Below are 19,000 nucleotides of genomic sequence, written 5' to 3' on the forward strand. Positions count from 1 at the left end.
GGGAACAGGCGCACGGTGCGGCCGTGGTCCAGCGGCATCCCGTCGGGGCCCATGACGATGCGGCTGACCTGCCCGTCGCAGGCCAGCCACCGCGCGCGGGCAGCGGAGATCATGGCGCCGAAGCCCATGTCGGCCGCCCCCCGGCCGGTGGCGGGGTTGACCAGGTCCTCGGCGTCGATCTTGACGATCACCTGGGGCTTGTGCCCGCGCAGGGTGGGCAGCGCCCCGGAGGCGAGGGCGTTGTCGGCGAGCTGCACCAGCGCGTCGGCCTGCTGCTGCGCCCTGGTGCGCTCGTCGCCGGCGCCGCGGCCGGCCTGCACCAGCGACTCCAGTGCGGTCTGCAGCTTCTCCCCGCCCACGGCATCGAGGTCGAAGCGGCCGGTGATCGACCCGTCGGTGTGCCTGGTGAGCACCAGCCGGCGGCCCTCGGTCGGGTCCGGTTCGGGTCCGTCCTCATCCAGCCGGTCCAGGTAGTGGTGCACCGCCTTGGCCGTCTCGGCGCACTGCTGCGCGGTGGCCACCCCGGTGAGCACCGCGTCAATGACGGCGACGTCGATGTGCTGCGCGGCGGCGGCGGCCAGCGCTTCGGGCTCGGCGACCCGCGCGATCAGCCCGGCCTGCTCACCGGTCACCTGCCCGGCGGCGAAGGCGGCGGCCATGGCCGGCAGGTGCTCCAGCGCCCGGCCGGTGCGCACCACCCGCGCCGCCTCACGGGCCGACAGGTGCCCGTGCCCGCACAGCCACGAGCCCATGGACTTCAGCCCGTCGCCCTCCGCCGCACCGGACACCTCGCACTCCCGGACCGTGCGGGCGAGCTCGGCGGCCAGCCGGTTCTGCGCGGCCAGCAACGGCCGCAGCCGCTCCAGCAGCGCCGGGCCGAACAACGGCGCCAGGTCCTCGGCGGCCAGGGTGTCCAGGGAGGCCAGCAGCTCGTCCACGACACCTCCCACCGACTCGGTCAGGTGTTCGAAATCTAACCGGCCCGACGACCCTGATCAACCCGATCCGCAGCTCAGGAGCCTGTCCACAGATCCGCTGACCCTCTTGACACCCACCCCGATCTGCCCCACCGGTGTCGCCGCGCAGCACCGCTCCAGCGGTCTGCAACGGCTACCCGCCCCCTCGCTCAGGACGTCGTCAGACGATCCGGATGCGCAGCCGGCGGAACCCGCGGCCCTTGTTCTCGACCTTGGTCACCTCGACCCGGCCCACCATCGACGTCGAGGCCACGTGGGTGCCGCCATCGGCCTGCAGGTCCAGGCCCACGATGTCGACGATCCGGACCTCCTCGATGTCGGGGGGCACCAGATCGGTCGCCGTCCGGATCAGGTCGGGGATCGCGTAGGCCTCCGCACGCGGCAGCGTCCGCACCTCGATGCGCCGGTCGGCGGCGATCTCGGCGTTGACCGCCTCGGCGACGCGGTCCTTGAAGTCGGCCGGCACCTCGGCCAGGTCGAAGTCCATCCGCGCGGTCAGCGGCTCCATGCTGCCGCCGGTGACCTTTGCGCCGAAGTCGCGCAGGACGACGCCGGTGAGCACGTGCAGGCCCGAGTGCGTGCGCATCAGCGCCGTCCGCCGCTCGTCGTCCAGGGCACCACGGACGGCGGTGCCCGGCGGCGGGAGCGGGTCCCCCTCGACCGGGACGAGGTAGAGCTCGTCGCCCTTGCGGGTGCCGGCGATCCGGGTGCGGACGCCGCCCCAGAGCAGCACGCCCTCGTCCGGCGGCTGCCCGCCGCCGCCGGGGTAGAAGGCGCTGCGGTCGAGCACGACGCCCTGCTCGGGGTCGGCGGCGACGACCGTCGCGTCCCACTCCCGGACGGTGGCGTCGGTGAGGTCGAGGCGGTGGGTGTGCCCGTGGTGGTGGCCTGCGGTGGTCACCCCGGCATGCTGCCCGGTGCGGGCGGACGGCGGCCACCGCGTGTCCCACCGTGCACGCCGGCCCACCGGGTCCCCGGGGCGGGCGAGCCGGGTCCCCCGGGACGCGGGCCCGCCGGCGCGCGTGGACCGCGGGCGCCCGGCCGGTCATGGTGGTGTCCTGTGCGCGGCCGAGCCGCCGGCGAGCAGCGCGCCTCCGCTGGAGGCGCCTCGTGCCGGCGGGCCGGATCGTGCGCGAGCACCCCACCCTCCGAGGAGCGTCGACGTGACCGATCCCCGACCGGACCGCGTCCCCCTCCGGGTCGACCTCCCCGCACCCGGTGGCCGGCGCGCCTGCCGGGTGGGAGCCGGGCGGTGAGCGGGACCGACGGTCGGTTCGACGTGGTCCTCCGGGCGCCGCGGGCGGTGACCCCGACGGGCGAGGCCGCGGTGTGCGTGGGCGTGACCGACGGCCGGATCGCCGCCGTCGTGCCGTTGGCCGAGCGGCTCGACGGCGCCCGGGTGGTCGAGCTGGCCGACGACGAGGTGCTGCTGCCCGGCCTGGTCGACACCCATGTGCACGTCAACGAGCCCGGTCGCACCGAGTGGGAGGGGTTCGCGACCGCCACCCGGGCAGCCGCCGCCGGTGGGGTCACCACGATCCTGGACATGCCGCTGAACAGCGTCCCGCCGACGGTCGACGTGGCGGCGCTGGCGGTGAAGAAGGAGGCCGCCGCGGGCCGGTGCTGGGTCGACGTCGGGTTCTGGGGCGGCGCCGTCCCGGGCAACCTCGCCGACCTGCGCCCGCTGCACGAGGCCGGGGTCTTCGGGTTCAAGTGCTTCCTGCTGGACTCCGGGGTGCCGGAGTTCCCGCCGTTGAGCGCGGCCGGGCTGGAGGAGCACCTGCGCGAGGTGGCGACCTTCGGCGGACTGGTGATCGTGCACGCCGAGGACCCGGCCACCATCGCCGGCGCTCCGGCGCCCTCCGGCGGCCGGTACACCGACTTCCTCCGCTCCCGGCCCGGCGCCGCCGAGGACCGGGCGATCGCCACGGTGGTGGCGGCGACCCGGCGGACCGGGGCACGGACGCACGTCCTGCACCTGTCCAGCGCCGACGCCGTCCCGCTGCTGCGCGACGCGCGCGCCGAGGGACTGCCGATCACCGTGGAGACCTGCCCGCACTACCTCTCCTTCACCGCCGAGGAGATCCGGGACGGCGCGACCGCCTTCAAGTGCTGCCCACCGATCCGCGAGGCGGGCAACCGGGACCGGCTGTGGCAGGCCCTGGCCGAGGGCGTGGTCGACTGCGTGGTCTCCGATCACTCGCCGTGCACCCCGGAGGTGAAGCGGCTCGACGTCGGCGACTTCGGTCTCGCCTGGGGCGGGGTGAGCTCCCTGCAGCTCGGCCTGGCTGCGGTTTGGACGGAGGCCCGCCCGCGCGGGCACTCGCTGTCGGACGTGGTGCGGTGGATGTCCGAGCGGCCCGCCCGGCTCGCCGGCCTGCGCGCCAAGGGCCGGCTCGCGGTCGGGGCGGACGCCGACCTCTGCGTGTTCGCCCCGGACGAGTCCACCACCGTCGACGGCGCCCGGCTGGAGCACCGCCACCCCGTCACGCCGTACGCCGGCCGCCGCCTGGACGGCGTCGTGCGCAGCACCTGGCTGCGCGGCAGGCCGGTCGACCTCCGCTCCGGGCCGCGCGGGCGGTTCCTGACCCGGGGAGCAGCACGACCACCGACACCGCCCGACAGGTGCCGCCCTCGGAACTGACGCCCGACGTCGGCAGCATCCTGGGAGCGCCGCGGCCGGGCGCCCCTCGTCACAGGGGCACGCCGGCCGCTCACGCCCGGGCGGCGGACCTGCCGCGCGGCTCGGCGAACCGGGTGAGCACGGGGCCGGCCACCGCCAGCACGAGCACGTACCCCGTCGCCACGGGCCCGAGCTCCGGGACCCCCGCGGCGACGGCCAGCCCGGCGATGACGACGGAGAACTCCCCGCGGGCCACCAGGGCGGTCCCGGCGCGCAGCCGCCCGGGCACGGCCACCCCGTCCCGCCGGGCGGCGAACCAGCCGGTGGCGACCTTGGTCCCGGCGGTCACCAGGGCCAGCAGCAGGACGGCGGGCAGCACGGGCAGCACCGCGCCCGGGTCGGTGGACAGCCCGAAGGCGACGAAGAAGATGGCCGCGAACAGGTCCCGCAGCGGCCCCAGGACCGCCCGCGCCCGGTCGGCCACCGTGGTCGGCAGCGCCAGCCCGACGAGGAAGGCGCCCACCGCCGCCGACGCCCCCGCCGCCTGGGCGAGCCCGGCCACCAGCAGCGTGAGACCCACCAGCCGCAGCAGCACCTGCTCGTCGTCGTCCGAGTCCAGCATCCGGCCGAGCCGGTGGCCCTGCCGCTGGGCGGCCAGCAACGCCAACCCGACCGCGCCGACGGCCAGCGCGATGCCGGCCACCGCGGTCGTCGGTCCCCCGCCGGCGAGCGCGACGGCCAGCAGCGGGAGGAACAGCGCCATCGCCAGGTCCTCCAGGACCAGCACAGACAGCACCGCGGGGGTCTCCCGGTTGGCCAGCCTGCCCAGGTCGCCGAGCAGCCGGGCGATGATGCCCGACGACGAGATCCAGGTGACCCCGGCCAGGGCGAGCGCGCCCTGCCACGGCAGGCCGAGCAGCAGCCCCGCGACGAAGCCCGGCGGGGCGTTGAGCAGCAGGTCCACCACGCCCGAGGGGCCGTGGTGCCGCAGCGAGGCGAACAGCTCCTCCGCGGTGAACTCCAGGCCCAGCGCGAGCAGCAGCAGGACAACGCCGACCTCCGCGGCCGCCTCGATGAACGGCTCGGAGGTGGTGAGCGGGGCGATCCCGCCCTCCCCCAGCGCCAGCGCGGCCAGGAGGACGAACGGCACCGACGACAGGCCCAGGCGGCGGGCCAGCAGACCGATGAGGGACAGACCGCAGAACAGCAGGCCCAGTTCCAGCAGCAGCTGGGCGACGTGGTCCACCGGTACCTACGCGGGCTCGTCCAGGTGCCGCTCCAGGTCCGCCAGCCCGCGCGCCGACCCGATGGCGACGACGACGTCCCCGGGGTGCAGCAGGTCGCCGGGGCTCGGGGAGGGGACGACGTCGGCGTCCCGCACGATCGCCACGATGGAACAGCCGGTCAGCGTACGGGCCCGCGTGTCACCCAGCGGGCGGCCGGCGAAGCGCGAGCCCCCGCGGATTGGGAAGCGGCCCGACTCCAGCCCCGGGACCTCCCGGGACAGGTCAGCGAAGCGCTGTGTCAGCCGGGGAGCGCCGAGCACCTCCGCGACGGCGTCGACCTCGTCCGGCTGGAGCCGCAGCACCCCGCGCGCCCGGTCGGGGTCGCGACGGTCGTACACCGCGACCTCGGCCGTGCCGTCCCGGCCGAGGACGATGGCCAGGACCTCGCCGGACCGGGTCCGCAGCCGGTACCGCACACCGACGCCCGGCAGCAGTGTCTCCTCCAGGTCCACGGCCGCATGGTGTCAGACCGCAGGCCGGCCCCCGCCGGTCTGCGGGCGCGTCGGTGGTCGGTCCGGCCACTCCAGGCCCGCGGGCGTGATGCGCAGCGGCAGCCCGGACGATCAGGCGCCGGCGTGGGCAGCTCCGGTACCGCTCCGGACGACGGTGACCGGGCAGGGGGCGTGGCGCACGCACTGGTCGCTCACCGAGCCCAGCACCAGCTCGGTGAAGCCCCCGCGGCCGCGGGCGCCGACCACGAGGAGGTCGGCCCGGGCCGCCGACTCGATCAGCCCGCGCACGGCAGTGCCGTGGGTGACGTGGCAGGTCACCGACAGCGACGGGTCCAGGGCGGCGGCGGACACGTCGGCCTCCAGGTCGGCCCGGACCGCCTTCTCGAAGTCCTCGAACGGGGGGATGTAGCCCGGCGCCCAGGTCGCCGGCCGCGGTGCCGTGGTGATCTTCCAGGCGCGCAGCACGTGCAGCGGGTACCCGGCGCGGGCGGCCAGCCGCGCCGCCCACTGCAGGGCCTCCTGCGCGCAGTCCGACCCGTCGTGCCCGACCAGGACCCCACCGGGGACGTCTGCCACCCGGGTCACGCCCTCGTCGTCGAACTCCACGTCGATCGCCTCGGTCATGGACGCAACCTACCGTCGCGGTGGCAGCACCTCCGGTGGCCGAGGCCCGGGTCGTCCGCGACCGTCGACCCGGTCCTCGGGACAGGCGCTGCGTCAGCCGGTCGTGGAGCTCCCCGCTGTGGTGCCCGGACGGGACCGGGACGCCGCCCTGTGGCGCAGGCCCGGGACGACGTGGCCGGCCGGCTCCGCTCACAGGCCTCGCAGACCTGCTCGTCGATCCGGCGGGGACTTGGCCGGGCGCAGTGCGGAGGAGGTGGGGTCAGCGGACGCCGTCCACCGCCGCGTCGGCGCGCCCTGGATCCTCCTTCGGCTCGCCGAGGCGTACGGCCGGGACCTCGGCGCCGAGACCCGACGGGCCCGACGCAGCCGGCCCCCGGTCAACGGCGTGCTCAGGCAGCACGCCGCTGTCGTGCCGGGCCCGCAGCAGGTAGTACGCCAGCCCGACCAGCGCGATGGCGCCGATGAAGACGAATGCCCCCCACTGCAGGTACCAGCGGTACGGCTCGGTGGCGTTGTAGATCTCCCGTCGCGGCCACGCCAGGTTCAGCGCCATGCCGGCGCCCCACAGCACCGCGAGGACGTTGACCGGCAGGCCCCAGCGGCCGAGCGAGAAGTACCTCCCGTCGGCGCGCTCACCGGGCAGCGGCCAGCGGCCCCGCAGCCGGCTGAGCAGCATCGGCACGGTGACCAGCAGGTACGCCAGGTAGACCATGATGATCGCGATGCTGGTGATCACCGTGAAGATCTGCGGCTGCCGGATGTTGATCACCAGGATGCTGATCGACAGGACGCCGATGACGATCGCGGGCACCACCGGCGTCTTGCGCTTGGGATCCACCTTCGCCAGTCGGGCGCTGAACGGCAGGTTGTTGTCCCGCGCCATCGCGAACATCATGCGGATCGTCGCGGTGTGCACCGCCAGGCAGCAGACGGTGATGGCGACCACGATGCAGGCGAGGAACACCTTGCCCAGCCCGGTGCCCGCCACCTGGAGCAGCACGTACTGCAGGCCGCCCGTACTCGAGGACAGCTGCGGGTCGTCGAGGTCCTGCACCGCCATGAGGCCGAAGAGCAGGATCAGGCCGCCGAGCACGAACGAGGCGATGACGGCGCGGACGATGGCCTTGGGCGCGGTGCCCCGCGGGTCGATCGTCTCCTCGCCCAGCGAGCTCGCGGTGTCGAAGCCGTACATCACGTAGGCCGAGGCCAGCGAGGCGACGAGGAAGGCGCCCAGGTAGCCCAGGTCCCGGCCCTCCCCCGTGCCGGCGGTGTCGGTGAGGACCTCGACCGGGCTGCGGGTCATCGCCACGGCCAGGATCACGATGATCAGCACAGCCGCGCCCAGCTCGATGACGACGCCGGCGCTGTTGATCCGCGCCATGAGCTTCACGCCGTAGACGTTCACCAGCGTGGTGAACAGGATGAGGGCGCTGCCGAGGATGACGGCGTTGACGGCGAAGTCGTAGGTGCCCGTGCCGTCACCGACGACCTGGAAGCCCGGCCACAGCTGGGGCAGCGTGATCTGGTAGGCCAGGACGGTCGCCGACAACGTCACGATCGAGGCCGTCAGCATCATCCAGCCGGTCATCCACGAGGTCGTCCGGCTGCCCAGCCGCTTGGTCCAGTTGTAGAGCGACCCCGCCACGGGGTGCCTGGCGGCCAGCTCGGCGAAGCAGAGCGCCACCATCAGCTGACCGAGGAAGACCATCGGCCAGGACCACAGGTAGGCCGGGCCGCCGGCACCGAAGCCGAAGTAGAACAGCTGGAACGTGCCGGTCAGGATCGAGATGTAGCTGACCCCGGCCGCGAAGCTGGAGAACCTGCCGATGCTCCGGTCGAGCTGCTGCCTGTAGCCGAACTCGGCGAGGTGGGAGTCGTCGTCCTGCGTGGTGTGCGCACTCATGGGCTGTCCGTCCGCTGGAGGGGTGGGGGGCTGCCCTGGAACCAGCGAACCGGCCCAGGGGCGGTGTCGTGCCACACGGGCCTGGTCTCGTGGTCCTCGGCGGGGCTCGACGGGCGGAACTCGCGGCCGTCGTGGTCGGCGAAACGGCTCGCAGAGGTGATCCGACTCACGTGGAGACCGCCCCGCCATCACTGCCCCGGCTCTCCCCGGACGCCTCCGGAGCGGCGCCGGGCGCTCCTGACCGATCGGCCGGGGCCGTCGCGTCGTGCACCAGCGTGGCGGACCGCCATCCACGCAGTGAACTGAGGACGGCGACCTCCTCCGCGCGGACCAGGTCCGCCACGGGGACCACGCGCTCCCGCAGCATGCCCAGCCCCAGCAGCCGGGCCCGCTCGACCCCGGGCAGGCACCCCGACTCCTGGGGTGGTGTCCACCACCGGCCGTCGAGCCGGACGGCCAGGTTGGCCGTGGTGACCTCGGTGACCTCGCCGCGTTCGTTCACCAGGACGACGTCGTCGACGTCGGGCCGCCGTCGGCGACGGCGGTCGTAGGGCTCGCGCCGGCTGGTCTTGTGGTGCAGCCGGAGGTCGCCGGAGTCGACCGGTTCCCCGTCGATCGCCAGCCGGACCGGACCCGGCGCGGGCGCGGGCAACGGCTCGACGTCGACCGCCGTCGCGCCGTCCCGTCGCAGGCGCAGCCGCACCCGGGCCGGGCCGCACCCGGCCAGCCGGGTCCGCAGGTGCCGCACCACGGTGGGCCGGTCGAGCGCGAACCCGAGGTGCTCGGCGGAGTCGGCCAGCCGCCGCAGGTGACCGTCCTCGTTGCGCAGCCCCCCGTCCGGCTCGTACCGCATGGTCTCCAGCAGCTCGAACTCCTCGGGGTGCCAGGACAGGACGGCCGCCTTCGCCAGCACCTCGGCGTGCTCGGCCGCCGCCTCCGAGTCCCAGGTGATGCCGCCACCGGTGCCGTACACCGCGGTACCCGAGGCGGTGTCCACCACCGCGGTCCGGATGGCGACGCCGAACCGCGCCCGCACCGGCGCGTCCGGCGGGCCGACCAGGCCGATGGCGCCGCAGTAGACGCCGCGGGGCGTGGGCTCGAGGCCGCGCAGGAGGGCCATGGAGCTGGCCTTGGGCGCCCCGGTGACCGAGCCGGACGGGAACAGCGCCCGGAAGAGGTCCACCAGGCCGGTGCCCGGACGCAGCTGCGCGGTGACGTCGGACGTCAGCTGGAGCACGGTCCCGTAGCGCTCCACCGTGAAGAGGGCGGGCACGTCCACGCTGCCGACCCGGGCGACGCGGGCGACGTCGTTGCGCACCAGGTCGACGATCATGAGGTTCTCGGCCCGCTCCTTGGCACTGGCCGACAGCCGGTGCGCCAGCGCCGCGTCCTCGCGCAGGTACCGGCCGCGCCGCGAGGTCCCCTTCATGGGCCGGAGCAGCACCCGGTCGCCGCGCCACTCGAAGAAGAGCTCCGGGCTGGCGCTCGCGACGACGAAGCGGCCGAGGTCCAGGTAGGCGTTGTGGGAGCCGCGCTGGCCCAGCGCGAGGGCGCGGTAGAGCCCGAACGGGTCGCCCGAGACCCGCCCGGCCATCCGGACGGTGAGGTTGCACTGGTAGGTGTCGCCGGCCGCGATCCGCTCCCGGACCCGCGCAACCCCGGAGGCGTGCTCCGCGGGCGTCCACGTCGGCTCCCACTCGGCGGCCCACGGGGGCTCCGGCCCGGCGTCCAGCGGCGGCACCGGCACCGGCTCGTCGCAGAGGCCGAACCAGGCCAGCGGCGTCCCGTCCGCCGCGGGCGGGTGCACGGCCAGGCCGGGGTCGAGCCCGGCCGCCGCCTCGTAGGCCACGTAGCCGAACGCCCACTGCCCGGCGTCGGTGGCCCGCTCGACCTCGGCCAGGACGTCGACCACCTGGTCGGGGCGTTCGGCGACGAGCACGCGGTGCGGTGCGGGACACCGGACCGCCGTGCCGGCGCGCAGGTCGTCGAAGCGCGCCCACGCCGCCGAGGCCGGCGCCGTGCCGGTCAGCGGAGGACCACCCTGCTGGAGCCGTCCAGCAGCGCGGTCCGCAGGGACACCCGACCACGCACCGCGGCGTCGACCTGCCGATGCCCGGCGACGTCGGAGCCGTGCTCGAACAGGAACGAGTTCACCCTGCCCACGATGCCCGGGCGCTCGTGCGGCTGAGCACGGGGGTGGACGCTGGGGACACGGGTGCCTCCTCGGACGTCGAGCGCCGGCCCGTCACGGCCCGTCCCCCTGGCCGGTGGCCGGCCGCTGGAGCAGCTCGGGCTCGCCGCGGTCGCTGACCTGCAGCCGCTCCAGGGGGTCGTGTCGTACACCGCGAGGACGGTACGGGTCCGCCTCGCCGCGGCGACCGGTGCGCGACGACCCCGTACCGGTGCGGCCCGCTCCCAGCCGGAGCCTCGAGCACGACCGCGGCCCACGTCCTGCGGCCGGGCGTGGAGCACGCTGACCCGCATGTCGCGGCGGCAGCCCCGGCTGCAGGCGGACGTCGGCGTGGACGTCGCCGGCCCCGCCGGGACCGGCGCCCCGCGCGACGCGGCAGGTCGTTGCCACGCGCTGCGGTCCCGAGGACGCTGGGCGGCGCGGCGATGCCGCGGGAGCACCGCCGTCCCAGCACTCCACCATCTGGAGAGGAGCGGTGCCGTGTACGCACGCTCGACCACCATCCGTGGCAACCCCCGGTCCGTGGACGCGGGGATCGAGGTCGTCCGCGACGAGGTGATGCCCGCCGTCCGCGGCATGGAGGGCTGCATCGGCCTGTCCATGCTCGCCGACCACGAGACCGGGATGTGCATCGTGACGACGTCCTGGCGGGACCGGGAGGCGATGCAGGCCAGCGCCGAGGGGGTCCGACCGCTGCGCGACCGGGCGGTGCAGGTTCTCGGCGGCGAGTACGAGGTGCACGAGTGGGAGGTCTCGGCCATGCACCGCCGGCACGAGGCCCACCACGGCGCCTGCACCCGGGTGACCTGGCTGCGCGGTGACCCCGACGGCATGGAGCGCGCCATCGACGGCTTCCGGATGAGCCTCCTGCCACGGCTGGACGACCTCGCCGGCTTCTGCAGCGTCAGCCTGATGACGCACGCGGCCGAGGGGATGGCCGTCTCCGCGGTCACCTACGACAGCAGGGAGGACATGATCGAGACCCGCGAGAACGCCCGTGCACTGCGCGACGAGTTCGCACCGGCGTTGGGCCTGGCCGTCACCGACGTCCGGGAGTTCGACCTCGTTCTCGCGCACCTGCGGGTACCCGAGACCGCGTGACCCCGGCGGAGCCGGCCGGGACCGCCCCGGCCGGCCCGCGGGGAGAGGAGAGAGCACGTGTACGCACGCACCACCACCGTCCGGGGGGACCCGGCGGCGATCGACGACGGCGTCGCCTTCCTGCGGGACCGGGTCATGCCCGCCGTCGAGGGGCTGCCCGGCTACGTGGGGCTGTCGATGCTGGCCGACCGCGACTCCGGGCGCTGCATCGCGACCACGTCCTGGAAGGACGAGGCCGCCATGACCGGCACCGGCGAGCAGCTGCGGCCCCTGCGGGCCCGCTTCGCCGAGGTCCTCGGCGGGCCGGTGGAGCTGCACACCTGGGAGATCGTCCTGGTCCACCGGGTGCACGAGGCACCCGACGGCGCCTGCACCCGGGTCACCTGGACCCGGACCGACCCGAGCCGGGTGGACCAGGTCGTCGAGGCCCACCGGACCGGCCTGCTGCCGCGGCTCGAGGAGCTCGACGGCTTCTGCAGCGCCAGCCTGCTCGTCGACCGCCGGGAGGGGCGGGCCGCCGGCTCGGTCACCTACGCCGACCGACTGACCCTGGAACGCTCCCGCACCGACGCCACGGCCGTCCGCGAGGAGTTTGCCGCCGCGGTGGACGGCGAGGTCCTGGAGGTGGCCGAGTTCGAGCTCGTCCTCGCCCACCTGCGGGTCCCCGAGACCGGGTGACCGCGGCGGGCCGACCGGGGTCGCCCCGGCCGGCCCGTGGCGGCCTCCCCGCAGTGAGCGGACCCCCTCCTCCCCACCGCTCGCACGCTCGCGGCGGGCCCCGGGAGGGGGCCGGGGGCAAGGGGGTCCTCTTTCAGACCACCCGGGTCAACGCCGGCCAGAGCCCGTCGCCGCCCTGGGCGAGCAGGCCGACGCCGAGCACCTTCGACCACGTCAGCTCGGAGCCGGCCTCGTCGCGCCAGGACCAGCAGCGCCGGGTCAGGTGGTGCAGCCGGTACTCCTGGGTGAACCCGATCGCGCCGTGCACCTGGTGCGCCAGCCGCGCCACGACCTCCACCGCCGCACCGGCCCGCACCTTCGCCGCCGCCGCGGCCAGCACGACGTCGTGGGCGGCCGGGTCGGTGGCACGGTCGAGGGCCTGGACGGCGGCGTCGACGAGCGCGGTCACCGCCGTCACCTCCCCGGCCATCTGCGCCAGCTCCATCTGCACGGCCTGGAACCTGCCCAGCGGCCGGCCGAACTGCTGCCGCTCACCGGCGTACTGCACCGTCCAGGCCAGCACCTGCTCCAGCGCCGCGGCCAGCTGCACCGCCCGCGCCAGCGCGTACCGGGCCCGGATCCCACCGGCCCTCGCGGGGGTGAGCAGCGCGCCGGACGCCGCGGCGCCCCCGAGCACCAGCGACCCGCGCGGCTCGCCGGCCAGGTTGCGCGCGTCGCTGGTCGCCAGCCCCTCGGCGTCCACCAGCGCCAGCACCGCGCCCTCGACGCCCTCCGGCGCCGCGGCCAGGACGGCGACGTGCCGCGCCACCCCGGCCCACGCGACGTCGGTCGCGGTGCCGGTCAGCGTCCAGCGCCCCGGCCCGTCGCCGTCGTCCGACGGCTCGGCGGTGACCGCCCCGGCGACCGCCAGCGTGAGCGGCTCGGCCGGGTCGGGCAGGTCGAGGTCGGCGGCCAGCAGCGCCGGACCCGCGGCCAGCAGCTGCTCGGCCACCGGCACCGCCCCCGCGCCGGCGGCCAGCGTGCGGACGACGGCCACCGCGTCGGCCAGTTCACCGCCGGACCCGCCAGCCTCCTCCGGCAGCCCCACCCCGGTCAGCCCGGCCTCGGCCAGGTCGGCCCACAGCCCGGCGTCCCAGGCCCTGTCCGCGGTGAGGGCGAACGGCTCGTGGCCCGCGAGGATGTCCCGGACGGTCTCGACCACCAGGTCCTGGTCGCTCATCGCAGTGCCTCCCGCTCGGCCGTCGTCATCGCAGCCCCAGCCCACGCGCCACGATCCCTCTCAGGATCTCGTTGGTGCCGCCCCGCAGCGTGTACCCCGGCGCGTGCAGCTGCGCCTCGGCCAGCGCCCGCCCCACCGGGTCCGGCGAGTCCAGGGACGGCGTCACCTCGACCACCCGGCGGATCTCGTCGACGACGTCCGCCTCGAACGTCGTCCCCACGTCCTTGACCAGCGCCGCGGGGATGTCGGGCAGCTCGCCGCGGTCCAGCGCCGCCGCGATGCGCAGCGAGAGCTGGCGCAGCGCCAGCAGCCGCGCCGAGAGCCGGCCCAGCGTGGCAAGCTGCGCGTGGTCGCCGGTGTCGCAGGCACGCCGGCCGAACTCCGCGAGCAGCGGGTAGGTCGACAGGAACCGCTCGGGCCCGGACCGCTCGAAGGCGAGCTCCGCGGTCACCTGGTGCCAGCCGGCGCCCTCCTCCCCGAGCAGCATGTCGCCGGGGACGACGACGTCGTCGAACACGACCTCGTTGAAGTGGTGGCCGCCGTCGAGGATGCGGATCGGGTTGATGCCGATCCCGGGCAGCGACAGGTCGACCAGCAGCTGGGTCAGCCCCTGGTGCTTGCCGCGCGGCCCCTCGCCGGGCGGGCCGGTGCGCACCAGCACGATCCCGTAGTGCGAGTGGTGGGCGTTCGACGTCCACACCTTGGCACCGTTGACCACCCAGTCGCCGTCGGCGTTGCGCGCCGCGCGGGTGCGGATCGAGGCCAGGTCCGAGCCGGAGTCCGGCTCGCTCATGCCGATGACGAAGTAGCACTCCCCCGCGGCGATCCGCGGCAGGATCGCCTGCCGCTGCGCCTCGGTGCCGTAGCGCAGCAGGTTCGGGCCGGACTGCCGGTCGGCGATCCAGTGCGCCGCCACCGGCGCGCCGGCGGCCAGCAGCTCCTCGGTCACCGCGTAGCGCTCCATCGCCGAGCGCTCGTGCCCGCCGTACCGCTTCGGCCAGGTCATCCCCAGCCAGCCGCGCTCGCCGAGCTTGCGGGAGAACGCCGGGTCGACACCGGACAGCCAGGTGTCGACGTGCGTGGTGAACGTGCCCGCGGCCAGCTCCTCGGCCAGGAACTCCCGCACCTGCGCGCGGACCTCCTCGGCGGCCTCGGACGGCGGCGCGGGCGCCAGGGTCAGCGAACTGCTCATGCGGTGCGACTCCCCACGTCGGTGTGGCTGTGCACCCTGGTTCTACAGGTGCACCGAGATCGGCGCGCACGTGGTCAGGACAGATTGCGAGCGTCCGGGCCAGCGGGAGCCGCACGGTCGTCGTGCACTCAGAGGGGGTGTCAGCAGCTGCGGACACCCCCATGAGCGCACAACTGTCCGGGTCACCCGGGTGCCGTCACGGGTCGGACGACGGGGGCGGGACGTCGGGCGGCGCGCCGCCGTCCTCCTCGCCCTCGTCGTCCTCGGGACCGCGGGTGAGCTGGCGCAGCTCGGCGACGACGTCCCCGGCCACGGTCGCCAGCGAGGTCACCGCGCCCGACACCAGCCGCCGCACCCCCGGGCCGTCGAGGCCGAGCAGCGCGCCGAAGCCGGCGGCGACGTCCACGCCGGGGAGGGCGCCGGGCGGGTCCCCCGCACGGGCCTGCCCGTCGGCCAGCTCCGGCGACCAGCGCATCGCGTCGCCGGACATCGTGATGTCGCCGGTGGCCCCGTCGATCGACTCGGTCACCGGGTTGGGTCGACGCTCCATGGCCGCCTCCCGCGCCCGCACGTGCCCTGCCCCCGATGGTCGCGCGCGGGGAGCACCCCGCGCTAGGTGTCACGGGCGCCGGCTGATCGCCAGCAACGCGACGTCGTCGGCCCGCACCCCGCTCGCCAGCTCGGTCAGCAGCCGGTCGCACAGCTCGTCGGGGTCGGTGGTGCCGGCCCGCCGCGCGGCGTCCATCAGCGCGGCCAGGCCCTCGTCGAGGTCGGCGTCGCGGCGCTCCACCAGCCCGTCGGTGTAGAGCAGCAGCGTCGCCCCCGGCGCCAGCACACCGGCCCACTCCACGGCGGGGCCCGGCGCCGGTGGGGCGCCGAGCATCCGGCTGGGCCGCACGTCGAGCAGCTCCGCCGTCCCGCAGCCGACCAGCAGCGGCGCCAGGTGCCCGGCCGAGGCCACTCGCAGCCGGCCGGTGCCCGGGTCGAGCACCCCGAACAGGGCGGTGGCCATCCGCTGCAGGCCCAGCAGCGACCACCCCGCCTGCAGCCGGCCGATGACCGCGCTCGGCGGCGGCCGGTCGGCCAGCAGCACCCGGTAGACGCTGCGCAGCTGGCCCATGACCGCCGCGGCGGTGATGTCGTGCCCGACGACGTCCCCGACCGCGAGCGCCACCTGCCCGCCCGGCAGCGGGACGACGTCGTAGAAGTCGCCGCCCACGTCCGCCCCCCGGCTGGCCGGCAGGTAGCGCACGGCGGCCGCCAGCCCCGGTACCGGCGGCGGCGCCGGCGGCAGCAGGTTGGCCTGCAGCGTGTGCGAGGTCCGGGTCTCCAGCTCCAGCCGCTGCGCCTTGTCCACCACCTGCGACACCTGCAGCGCCAGCTGCTCGGCCACCTCGATGTCGGCCGGCGTGAACGGCCCGCGCCGCCGGTCGCTGCCGAGGGTGAGGACGCCGAGTGCGCGCCCGTCGGCCAGCAGCGGCACGCAGACGAGGTTGACCAGCTCGAGGGCCCGCGCGACGCCCAGGTGTTCCTCGTTGACGGTGATCTCCGCGAGCCACCGGTCGGTCACCTCCCGGATCCACAGCGTCCGGCCCAGCTCCATGGCCTGCACGGCCGGGTGCGGTGACTCGTGGAACGGGAGGTGGCGTCCCCCCAGCGCGGCGGCCAGGTCCCGCCGTGCCGGGTCGCCGTGCCGCGCGGCCGCCCGGACCAACCCGTGCTCGGCGGTCAGGTCTATGACGCAGACGTCGGCCAGCCGCGGCACCGCCAGCTCCGCCAGCCGCTCGGCGGTCTCGAGGACGTCCCCGGCCGAGGCCATCAGCCGCGCCGCGTCCAGCAGGAACGCCGAGCCCTCCGCGTGCCGCGCGGTCTCCTCGTACAGCCGCACCCGCTCGACGGCCTGGCCCGCCTGGTGGCCGACGGTGGCCAGCAGGTCGGCGTCGGCCTGCACCAGCTGGCCGCGCTCGCCCGGCGGGGTGAGGTCGATCAGCCCGGTGTCCCCCGTCACCCCGAGCAGCAGCACCAGCGCGCCCAGGTGCCGGGCGTCGGCGTCCACGGGGACGACGACCAGCGCCTCCTGCCCGGCGTCCTCCATCGCGGCGGCCAGCCAGGGCCACACGGACCGCAGCCCGGCACCCAGCGGCACCGTGTGCACCCCGCCGTCGCGCACCAGCTCCGCGCCGCCGAGCGCCGCGGCCTCCATCGCCTCCAGCAGCTCGGGGCCGATCCCGTCGGCGGCGGCCAGCTCCAGTGGCGGCACCGACGGCTCGGCCCGCCGGGTCGACCGCCGCTCGGCGGCCAGCCACAGCGCCGCGCCGCTGGCCCCGACCGCCTCCCGGCCGCGCCGCACGATCACCTCGGCCACGTCCCGGGCCGAGGACGCCGCGGACACCTCCGACACGACCTGCTGCAGCGTGTGCGCCCGGCGCTCGGACTCCGCCGCCGCGCGCTGCGCGGCCAGCAGCGCCCGCTCGTACCGCCGCCGGGACGTCGCCTCGAACACCGTCGCCCGGACCAGCCGCGGCGCGCCGTCGTCGCCGCGGACCTCGACGGCGTTGAGCAGGCACGGCAGCAGCGACCCGTCGGAGCGGACGACGTCGAGCGCGACCTCCCGCACCATCCCCTGCATCCGCAGCAGCGGGGCCAGGTGGGTCTCGTAGAACACCCGCCCGCCGATGCTGAGCAGCTCCTGGAAGCGCAGTCCGATCAGCTCGCCGGCCGGCCGCCCGGTCCACTCGCAGAAGGTCCGGTTGGCCTTGACCACCTGCCCGTCGGGGAGCGCGGAGAAGTACCCACAGGGGGCGTTCTCGTACAGGTCGGCCGGGTCGTCCTCGAGCAGCCGGCGCAGCCCGGCAGGACCCTCCCGGGGGTCCGGTCGCCGCGGCTCGTCCATGACGGCGCTATCCGAGGAAGGCCCGGATCGCGGCGGTCGTCTCCTCCGGCGCCGACAGGTGGGGGCAGTGTCCGGTGGCGGCCAGCTGGGTGAAGACGCTTCCGGACACCTGCGCGTGCACGTACCGGCCGACCGCCTCGGGGGCGATCGCGTCCTCGGTGCACTGCAGCACCAGCGTCGGCACCCGGACGCCGGGCAGGTCGGCGCGGTTGTCGGAGAGGAAGGTGACGCGGGCGAAGTCCCGGGCGATGTCGGGGTCGGTGCGGCAGAAGCTGTTGGTCAGCTCGGCCGTGAGCTCCGGCCGGTCGGGGTTGCCCATGATCACCGGGGCCATCGCGGCCGACCAGCCCAGGTGGTTGCTGTCGAGGGACTCCAGCAGGGCCGCGATGTCCTCCCGGGAGAAGCCGCCGGTGTAGTCGCCGTCGTCGACGTAGCGCGGGTTGGGCCCGACCATGACCAGCGCGCCGAACAGGTCCGGGGCGCGCGCCGCGGCCAGCACGCCGATCATCGCGCTCACCGAGTGCCCGACGAAGACGACGTCGTCGAGCCCGAGCTCGCGGCAGATCTCCACGACGTCGGCCGCGTACCCGTGCAGGGAGCCGTAGCGCTCCGGGTCGTAGGCCGACAGGTCCGAGCCGCCCGACCCGACGTGGTCGAAGAGGACGACGCGGTGGTCGACGGCGAAGGCCGGGGCGACGAGGCGCCACATCTCCTGGTCGCACCCGAACCCGTGCGCGAAGACCATCGGCCGCCCGTCGGCGACCCCGCTCACGCGGACCCGGTTCCGGGCGATCACCCTCACGACCGCAACGTAACCACCCCAGGGCCCTCCTGTCCCTCCCCCGCCCGCGAGTCGTGACCTGCCGGAGGACGCGACAGGGACCGAGAGCCCTGTCGCACCCGGAGCCGCCGTCCCTACGCTCACGGCGTCCCGGACCCCGCCCTCCCGAGGTGCGCCATGACCGCCCCCGCGGCGCTCCGCCGCTCCCCTGCCCCGACGGCCCCGGCCGGTTCCCCGGACGACGTCCCGACCTCCCGCGCGGTCGCCTCCGAGCTGGTGCTGCACCGGCTCGTGCGCCGCGAGCTGCGGCTGCTGGCCGACCTGTCCGCGTGGGCCCCGGCCGGCGACGCCGACCGGACCCGGGACCTCACCCGGCACGCCGACCTGCTCGGCCGCCTGCTGCTGCACCACCACGCGGTCGAGCGCGAGCTGCTCTGGCCGGCGCTGCTGCGCGCGGCGCCGTCGGCCCGGCCGGAGGTGGCGCGGTGGACCGCCCACGTCGCCGGCCTCGACGACCGGCTGCGCGGCCTCTCCACCGCCGCGCGGCAGTGGGCGGTCGCCGCCTCGGGCAGGGCGCGCGACGCCTTCACGCTGGCCTGCCTGGACCTCGCCGACGCCGTCGACGCGCAGACCGCCGAGGAGGAGCGCGACCTGCTGCCGCTGCTGGCCGCGCACCTCTCCCCCGCGGCGTGGGCGGAGGTCACGCGGGCGGCGCGCTGCCCGCTGTCGCGCCGCGAGCGCACGCTGGTGCTCGGCCTGGCGCTCGAGGACGCGAGCGCTGCCGACCGCGCACGGCTGCTCGCCGGACTGCCGGCGTCGGCGCGGCTGGCCTGGCGGCTGGTCGGCCGGCGCCGCCACCGCGCGGCCGTCGTCCGGCTGCGCGGCGCGCCACCGAGCCGCTGAAAGAGGACCCCGTCCTCCCCACCCCTCGCAAGCTCGGGGCGGGCCCCTGGACGGGGCCAGGGCACCGTCTCCCGCGTTAGAACGTGTTTAGAAAGCGGGGGTGACAGGGGTCGAGCGGTGAGTCAGGCTGGTTCATGGGCTCTTCCCCGGCCTATCCCTCGGATCTGACCGATGAGC

General features: G+C 75.7%; 17 protein-coding genes. 4 read left to right on the plus strand and 13 right to left on the minus strand.

What is annotated here, in order from left to right:
* Both CNO22_RS17860 and CNO22_RS17865 read right to left on the minus strand, forming a co-directional pair.
* A partial coding sequence (locus CNO22_RS17860) for a DUF222 domain-containing protein (protein WP_100500645.1) occupies positions 1 to 938 on the minus strand: 938 nt, incomplete at its 3' end.
* Between the two features lie 199 nt (positions 939 to 1,137).
* Positions 1,138 to 1,878 (minus strand): alanyl-tRNA editing protein, encoded by a 741-nt coding sequence (locus CNO22_RS17865; protein WP_100500646.1) that lies wholly within the window; start codon positions 1,876 to 1,878, stop codon positions 1,138 to 1,140.
* A gap of 351 nt (positions 1,879 to 2,229) precedes the next feature.
* Here CNO22_RS17865 and allB point away from each other — a divergent pair, with 351 nt between their 5' ends.
* Entirely contained in the window at positions 2,230 to 3,621 is a 1,392-nt protein-coding gene (allB, locus tag CNO22_RS17870) for an allantoinase AllB (RefSeq protein WP_232807139.1), read from the plus strand.
* Between the two features lie 70 nt (positions 3,622 to 3,691).
* On the opposite strand, the gene CNO22_RS17875 is transcribed toward allB, so the two are convergent.
* From CNO22_RS17875 to CNO22_RS29725, 6 genes are all read right to left on the minus strand, one after another.
* Positions 3,692 to 4,846 carry a cation:proton antiporter gene (locus CNO22_RS17875; protein WP_100500647.1) on the minus strand — a complete coding sequence of 385 codons (1,155 nt, stop codon included), beginning with the start codon at positions 4,844 to 4,846 and terminating at the stop codon, positions 3,692 to 3,694.
* A gap of 6 nt (positions 4,847 to 4,852) precedes the next feature.
* A complete protein-coding gene (locus CNO22_RS17880; RefSeq protein WP_100500648.1) occupies positions 4,853 to 5,338 on the minus strand; it encodes a cation:proton antiporter regulatory subunit in 486 nt (161 codons plus the stop codon).
* A gap of 111 nt (positions 5,339 to 5,449) precedes the next feature.
* Entirely contained in the window at positions 5,450 to 5,962 is a 513-nt protein-coding gene (locus CNO22_RS17885) for a universal stress protein (protein WP_100500649.1), read from the minus strand.
* Positions 5,963 to 6,221: 259 nt separating this feature from the next.
* On the minus strand, positions 6,222 to 7,865 hold the full coding sequence (locus CNO22_RS17890) for an APC family permease (RefSeq protein ID WP_100500650.1): 1,644 nt from the start codon (positions 7,863 to 7,865) through the stop codon (positions 6,222 to 6,224).
* Positions 7,866 to 8,031: 166 nt separating this feature from the next.
* Positions 8,032 to 9,804, minus strand: coding sequence for a chorismate-binding protein (locus tag CNO22_RS17895; RefSeq protein WP_232807140.1), 1,773 nt, complete (start codon positions 9,802 to 9,804; stop codon positions 8,032 to 8,034).
* Positions 9,805 to 9,890: 86 nt separating this feature from the next.
* Positions 9,891 to 10,019, minus strand: coding sequence for a hypothetical protein (locus CNO22_RS29725; RefSeq protein ID WP_269799607.1), 129 nt, complete (start codon positions 10,017 to 10,019; stop codon positions 9,891 to 9,893).
* Positions 10,020 to 10,536: 517 nt separating this feature from the next.
* Here CNO22_RS29725 and CNO22_RS17900 point away from each other — a divergent pair.
* Both CNO22_RS17900 and CNO22_RS17905 read left to right on the plus strand, forming a co-directional pair.
* Entirely contained in the window at positions 10,537 to 11,157 is a 621-nt protein-coding gene (locus tag CNO22_RS17900; RefSeq protein ID WP_100500652.1) for an antibiotic biosynthesis monooxygenase, read from the plus strand.
* A gap of 57 nt (positions 11,158 to 11,214) precedes the next feature.
* The gene (locus CNO22_RS17905; RefSeq protein ID WP_100500653.1) at positions 11,215 to 11,835 is read left to right on the plus strand and encodes a hypothetical protein; all 621 of its coding nucleotides are present in this window, start codon (positions 11,215 to 11,217) and stop codon (positions 11,833 to 11,835) included.
* Between the two features lie 133 nt (positions 11,836 to 11,968).
* Here the strand turns inward: CNO22_RS17905 and CNO22_RS17910 are convergent, their stop codons facing one another.
* The 5 genes from CNO22_RS17910 to CNO22_RS17930 form a co-directional block, all read right to left on the minus strand.
* The gene (locus CNO22_RS17910; RefSeq protein ID WP_100500654.1) at positions 11,969 to 13,054 is read right to left on the minus strand and encodes an acyl-CoA dehydrogenase family protein; all 1,086 of its coding nucleotides are present in this window, start codon (positions 13,052 to 13,054) and stop codon (positions 11,969 to 11,971) included.
* Between the two features lie 25 nt (positions 13,055 to 13,079).
* Positions 13,080 to 14,246 carry an acyl-CoA dehydrogenase family protein gene (locus CNO22_RS17915; RefSeq protein WP_100500655.1) on the minus strand — a complete coding sequence of 389 codons (1,167 nt, stop codon included), beginning with the start codon at positions 14,244 to 14,246 and terminating at the stop codon, positions 13,080 to 13,082.
* Between the two features lie 196 nt (positions 14,247 to 14,442).
* Positions 14,443 to 14,796, minus strand: coding sequence for a hypothetical protein (locus CNO22_RS17920; RefSeq protein WP_100500656.1), 354 nt, complete (start codon positions 14,794 to 14,796; stop codon positions 14,443 to 14,445).
* 69 nt (positions 14,797 to 14,865) lie between these two features.
* Positions 14,866 to 17,139 carry a SpoIIE family protein phosphatase gene (locus CNO22_RS17925; RefSeq protein ID WP_100500657.1) on the minus strand — a complete coding sequence of 758 codons (2,274 nt, stop codon included), beginning with the start codon at positions 17,137 to 17,139 and terminating at the stop codon, positions 14,866 to 14,868.
* Positions 17,140 to 17,146: 7 nt separating this feature from the next.
* Positions 17,147 to 17,941 (minus strand): alpha/beta fold hydrolase, encoded by a 795-nt coding sequence (locus CNO22_RS17930; protein WP_100500658.1) that lies wholly within the window; start codon positions 17,939 to 17,941, stop codon positions 17,147 to 17,149.
* 156 nt (positions 17,942 to 18,097) lie between these two features.
* Here CNO22_RS17930 and CNO22_RS17935 point away from each other — a divergent pair, with 156 nt between their 5' ends.
* On the plus strand, positions 18,098 to 18,823 hold the full coding sequence (locus tag CNO22_RS17935) for a hemerythrin domain-containing protein (RefSeq protein WP_100500659.1): 726 nt from the start codon (positions 18,098 to 18,100) through the stop codon (positions 18,821 to 18,823).
* Positions 18,824 to 19,000 lie beyond the last annotated feature (177 nt).

The sequence above is a fragment of the Geodermatophilus chilensis genome, assembly GCF_002802985.1.
GTDB classification, from domain to species: Bacteria; Actinomycetota; Actinomycetes; order Mycobacteriales; family Geodermatophilaceae; genus Geodermatophilus; species Geodermatophilus chilensis.

What these genes read in the sequence shown, in the direction of transcription:
- CNO22_RS17890 (WP_100500650.1), bottom strand. Translation starts at nt 7,865, where the DNA reads ATGAGTGCGCACACCACGCAGGACGACGACTCCCACCTCGCCGAGTTC.
- CNO22_RS17910 (WP_100500654.1), bottom strand. Translation starts at nt 13,054, where the DNA reads ATGAGCGACCAGGACCTGGTGGTCGAGACCGTCCGGGACATCCTCGCG.
- CNO22_RS17935 (WP_100500659.1), top strand. Translation starts at nt 18,098, where the DNA reads ATGACCGCCCCCGCGGCGCTCCGCCGCTCCCCTGCCCCGACGGCCCCG.
- CNO22_RS17920 (WP_100500656.1), bottom strand. Translation starts at nt 14,796, where the DNA reads ATGGAGCGTCGACCCAACCCGGTGACCGAGTCGATCGACGGGGCCACC.
- CNO22_RS17885 (WP_100500649.1), bottom strand. Translation starts at nt 5,962, where the DNA reads ATGACCGAGGCGATCGACGTGGAGTTCGACGACGAGGGCGTGACCCGG.
- CNO22_RS17925 (WP_100500657.1), bottom strand. Translation starts at nt 17,139, where the DNA reads ATGGACGAGCCGCGGCGACCGGACCCCCGGGAGGGTCCTGCCGGGCTG.
- CNO22_RS17915 (WP_100500655.1), bottom strand. Translation starts at nt 14,246, where the DNA reads ATGAGCAGTTCGCTGACCCTGGCGCCCGCGCCGCCGTCCGAGGCCGCC.